The organism is Plantibacter sp. MCCC 1A11337 (genome assembly GCF_013349365.1).
In the GTDB taxonomy this organism is placed as follows: Bacteria; Actinomycetota; Actinomycetes; order Actinomycetales; family Microbacteriaceae; genus Plantibacter; species Plantibacter flavus_A.
The window spans coordinates 1-5,506 of record NZ_JABJWX010000009.1; the positions used below are offsets into that span (position 1 = coordinate 1).

3 rRNA genes are annotated in these 5,506 nt (G+C 54.1%); all 3 read right to left on the reverse strand.

Annotated elements, in window-relative coordinates:
• Nucleotides 1-51 precede the first annotated feature (51 nt).
• A 5S ribosomal RNA gene (gene rrf, locus HOW07_RS19095) occupies nt 52-168 on the reverse strand.
• Between the two features lie 136 nt (nt 169-304).
• Nucleotides 305-3,422 (reverse strand): 23S ribosomal RNA (locus HOW07_RS19100).
• Between the two features lie 445 nt (nt 3,423-3,867).
• A 16S ribosomal RNA gene (locus tag HOW07_RS19105) occupies nt 3,868-5,388 on the reverse strand.
• Together the 16S, 23S and 5S rRNA genes form the textbook arrangement of a ribosomal RNA operon.
• Nucleotides 5,389-5,506 lie beyond the last annotated feature (118 nt).

Genomic DNA, 5,506 nt, shown 5'->3' on the forward strand with positions numbered 1-5,506 from the left:
TTAACGCAAAATGGCCACCCAAGAACCTTGGGTGGCCATTTCAACGAAGAAGTCCGGCGGTGTCCTACTCTCCCACAGGGTCCCCCCTGCAGTACCATCGGCGCAAAGAGTCTTAGCTTCCGGGTTCGGAATGTGACCGGGCGTTTCCCTCTCGCTATGGCCGCCGAAACACTATTGATGTATCAAAGTGAACAAGCAAACCAACACGCTGTGCGAACACAGTGGTGTTGTCTGCGGGTTCTCGACCGTACATCGAGAACCACTCAGTGGACGCGTAGCATCTTCGTATTCAAACAAAGAAAGTGTTATCAAATTATCGGCTTATTAGTACCGGTCAGCTCCGAGAGTCTTTCGTCCTCTCTTCCACATCCGGCCTATCAACCCAGTAGTCTGGCTGGGAGCCTCTCGCCCGAAGGCATGGAAATCTCATCTTAAGGCCGGCTTCCCGCTTAGATGCTTTCAGCGGTTATCCATCCCGAACGTAGCTAATCAGCGGTGCTCCTGGCGGAACAACTGACACACCAGAGGTTCGTCCAACCCGGTCCTCTCGTACTAGGGTCAGATCCTTTCAAATTTCCTGCGCGCGCAGCGGATAGGGACCGAACTGTCTCACGACGTTCTAAACCCAGCTCGCGTACCGCTTTAATGGGCGAACAGCCCAACCCTTGGGACCTACTCCAGCCCCAGGATGCGACGAGCCGACATCGAGGTGCCAAACCATGCCGTCGATATGGACTCTTGGGCAAGATCAGCCTGTTATCCCCGAGGTACCTTTTATCCGTTGAGCGACAGCGCTTCCACAAGCCACTGCCGGATCACTAGTCCCGACTTTCGTCCCTGCTCGACTTGTCAGTCTCACAGTCAAGCTCCCTTGTGCACTTACACTCGACACCTGATTGCCAACCAGGTTGAGGGAACCTTTGGGCGCCTCCGTTACTTTTTGGGAGGCAACCGCCCCAGTTAAACTACCCACCAGGCACTGTCCCTGAACCGGATTACGGTTCGAAGTTAGATATCCAGAGTGACCAGAGTGGTATTTCAACAATGACTCCACCTGAACTAGCGTCCAAGCTTCAAAGTCTCCCACCTATCCTACACAAGCCACACCGAACACCAATACCAAGCTGTAGTAAAGGTCACGGGGTCTTTCCGTCCTGCTGCGCGTAACGAGCATCTTTACTCGTAATGCAATTTCGCCGAGTTCGCGGTTGAGACAGCTGGGAAGTCGTTACGCCATTCGTGCAGGTCGGAACTTACCCGACAAGGAATTTCGCTACCTTAGGATGGTTATAGTTACCACCGCCGTTTACTGGGGCTTAAATTCTCAGCTTCGCCTTGCGGCTAACCGTTCCTCTTAACCTTCCAGCACCGGGCAGGCGTCAGTCCGTATACATCGTCTTGCGACTTGGCACGGACCTGTGTTTTTAGTAAACAGTCGCTTCCCACTGGTCTCTGCGGCCTTCAAACGCTTTCGGAGCAAGTCCTAATACGCCTCAGGCCCCCCTTCTCCCGAAGTTACGGGGGCATTTTGCCGAGTTCCTTAACCACGATTCTCTCGATCTCCTTAGTATTCTCTACCTGACCACCTGAGTCGGTTTGGGGTACGGGCCACTAGAACCTCGCGTCGATGCTTTTCTTGGCAGCATAGGATCACCTACTATCCCTTACGGGTCCGTATCGTGTCTCAGCCTTCACGAGAGACGGATTTGCCTATCTCTCAGCCTACGCACTTACACCGGGACAACCATCGCCCGGCATAGGCTACCTTCCTGCGTCACACCTGTTAATACGCTAAACGCACCAGCATGGGGTCGAGCGTTAGACCGGACCCATCATCCCCGAAGGGAATCAGTCGTCCGGGTTAGGACTCTTAGCACCACTGGATTGTCTTGGGCGGTTCTTCGCGGGTACGGGAATATCAACCCGTTGTCCATCGACTACGCCTGTCGGCCTCGCCTTAGGTCCCGACTTACCCAGGGAAGATTAGCTTGACCCTGGAACCCTTGGTCTTTCGGAGGACATGTTTCTCACATGTCTTTCGCTACTCATGCCTGCATTCTCACTCGTGTAGCGTCCACGGCTGGTTTACACCGCCGCTTCACTCGCCACACGACGCTCTCCTACCCATCAATACGGCTGGACCACGAAGGCCTACCAAAAATATCAATGCCACAACTTCGGTGGCGTGCTTGAGCCCCGTTACATTGTCGGCGCGGAATCACTTGACCAGTGAGCTATTACGCACTCTTTCAAGGGTGGCTGCTTCTAAGCCAACCTCCTGGTTGTCTGTGCAACTCCACATCCTTTCCCACTTAGCACGCGCTTTGGGACCTTAGTTGGTGGTCTGGGTTGTTTCCCTCTCGACGATGAAGCTTATCCCCCACCGTCTCACTGCTGCGCTCTCACTTACCGGCATTCGGAGTTTGGCTGACGTCAGTAAGCTTTTGGGCCCCATCGGCCATCCAGTAGCTCTACCTCCGGCAAGAAACACGCAACGCTGCACCTAAATGCATTTCGGAGAGAACCAGCTATCACGAAGTTTGATTGGCCTTTCACCCCTATCCACAGCTCATCCCCTCAGTTTTCAACCTAAGTGGGTTCGGTCCTCCACGACGTCTTACCGTCGCTTCAACCTGGCCATGGATAGATCACTTCGCTTCGGGTCTAGGACATGCGACTGAATCGCCCTATTCAGACTCGCTTTCGCTACGGCTACCCCACACGGGTTAACCTCGCCACATATCGCTAACTCGCAGGCTCATTCTTCAAAAGGCACGCTGTCACACCAACAAGGGTGCTCCAACGGTTTGTAAGCAAACGGTTTCAGGTACTATTTCACTCCCCTCCCGGGGTACTTTTCACCTTTCCCTCACGGTACTTGTCCGCTATCGGTCATCTGGGAGTATTTAGGCTTATCAGGTGGTCCTGACAGATTCACACGGGATTTCTCGGGCCCCGTGCTACTTGGGATACTCCTCGCACGATTGCAGCATTTCGACTACCGGGCTGGCACCGTCTCTGGCTGGGCTTTCAATCCCATTCGTCTATACCACGTTCTAATGCTCCCCGAATATCAGTTCGGAGTGAGAAGTCCCACAACCCCGGACATGCAACGCCTGATAGCTATCACACATGCCCGGTTTAGCCTCTTCCGATTTCGCTCGCCACTACTGACGGAATCACTGTTGTTTTCTCTTCCTGGGGGTACTGAGATGTTTCACTTCCCCCCGTTCCCTCTACCCGCCCTATATATTCAGGCGGGAGTCACCAGATCACCACAAGGGGCCTGGCGGGGTTTCCCCATTCGGAAATCCTCGGATCACAGCTCGTTTATCAGCTCCCCGAGGCTTATCGCAGATTACTACGTCCTTCTTCGGCTCCAGATGCCAAGGCATCCACCGTTTGCTCTTAGAAATTTGAAATCACATGAGTTTGAATCGATCGACACCAGTTACCTGATGCAGATTGACCAATGATCTACCACCCTCCGAAGAGGGTGTTTGATCTTTGTGATCCACAACCCCGAAAGGTCATGAATCTAAGATGCTCGCGTCCACTGTGTAGTTCTCAAAGTACGGGCGGTACCTCTCCCCTTGACCATTGATGTCAAGCAAAAGAGGCCCTGAGGTTCGTCCTTCCTCCACCGAAGCGGAGAAGATCCGGTCCCTCAGGACCCAACAGCGTGCATGCACCACACCTCCTGGCCGGCACCGTTCCAACTGCAAGCAGCGTACTGAGTTCCGATCATTCGATCTGATGCCAATGTCAATGTTCCACCCATGAGCGCCACCCGAGAACATTCGTCTCAGTGTGACTTGGCAACGTAAACCTCGCTGTATACAGACGAGCGTTGCACATGCTCCTTAGAAAGGAGGTGATCCAGCCGCACCTTCCGGTACGGCTACCTTGTTACGACTTAGTCCTAATTACCGATCCCACCTTAGACAGCTCCATCCTTGCGGTTAGGCCACTGGCTTCGGGTGTTACCGACTTTCATGACTTGACGGGCGGTGTGTACAAGGCCCGGGAACGTATTCACCGCAGCGTTGCTGATCTGCGATTACTAGCGACTCCGACTTCATGAGGTCGAGTTGCAGACCTCAATCCGAACTGGGACCAGCTTTTTGGGATTCGCTCCACCTTACGGTATTGCAGCCCTTTGTACTGGCCATTGTAGCATGCGTGAAGCCCAAGACATAAGGGGCATGATGATTTGACGTCGTCCCCACCTTCCTCCGAGTTGACCCCGGCAGTATCCCATGAGTTCCCACCATGACGTGCTGGCAACATAGAACGAGGGTTGCGCTCGTTGCGGGACTTAACCCAACATCTCACGACACGAGCTGACGACAACCATGCACCACCTGTTTACGAGTGTCCAAAGAGTTGACCATTTCTGGCCCGTTCTCGTATATGTCAAGCCTTGGTAAGGTTCTTCGCGTTGCATCGAATTAATCCGCATGCTCCGCCGCTTGTGCGGGCCCCCGTCAATTCCTTTGAGTTTTAGCCTTGCGGCCGTACTCCCCAGGCGGGGCGCTTAATGCGTTAGCTACGACACGGAAACCGTGGAATGGTCCCCACATCTAGCGCCCAACGTTTACGGGGTGGACTACCAGGGTATCTAAGCCTGTTTGCTCCCCACCCTTTCGCTCCTCAGCGTCAGTAGCGGCCCAGAGATCTGCCTTCGCCATCGGTGTTCCTCCTGATATCTGCGCATTCCACCGCTACACCAGGAATTCCAATCTCCCCTACCGCACTCTAGTCTGCCCGTACCCACTGCAGACCCGAGGTTGAGCCTCGGGATTTCACAGCAGACGCGACAAACCGCCTACGAGCTCTTTACGCCCAATAATTCCGGACAACGCTTGCACCCTACGTATTACCGCGGCTGCTGGCACGTAGTTAGCCGGTGCTTTTTCTGCAGGTACCGTCACTTTCGCTTCTTCCCTGCTAAAAGAGGTTTACAACCCGAAGGCCGTCGTCCCTCACGCGGCGTTGCTGCATCAGGCTTTCGCCCATTGTGCAATATTCCCCACTGCTGCCTCCCGTAGGAGTCTGGGCCGTGTCTCAGTCCCAGTGTGGCCGGTCACCCTCTCAGGCCGGCTACCCGTCGTCGCCTTGGTGAGCCGTTACCTCACCAACAAGCTGATAGGCCGCGAGTCCATCCTTGACCAAAATTCTTTCCAGCAACTCACCATGCGGTGGAAGCTCGTATCCGGTATTAGACGTCGTTTCCAACGCTTATCCCAGAGTCAAGGGCAGGTTACTCACGTGTTACTCACCCGTTCGCCACTAATCCACCCAGCAAGCTGGGCTTCATCGTTCGACTTGCATGTGTTAAGCACGCCGCCAGCGTTCGTCCTGAGCCAGGATCAAACTCTCCGTAAATGTTGAATTGCACGATCCGAAGACCGGCACATTTCGCGCACCATGCCACCGGAATAGGTGAACACGATGCAAGTTTGAAACTGACAGAACAAATCATTACTGACTTGCTTTGTTTTGT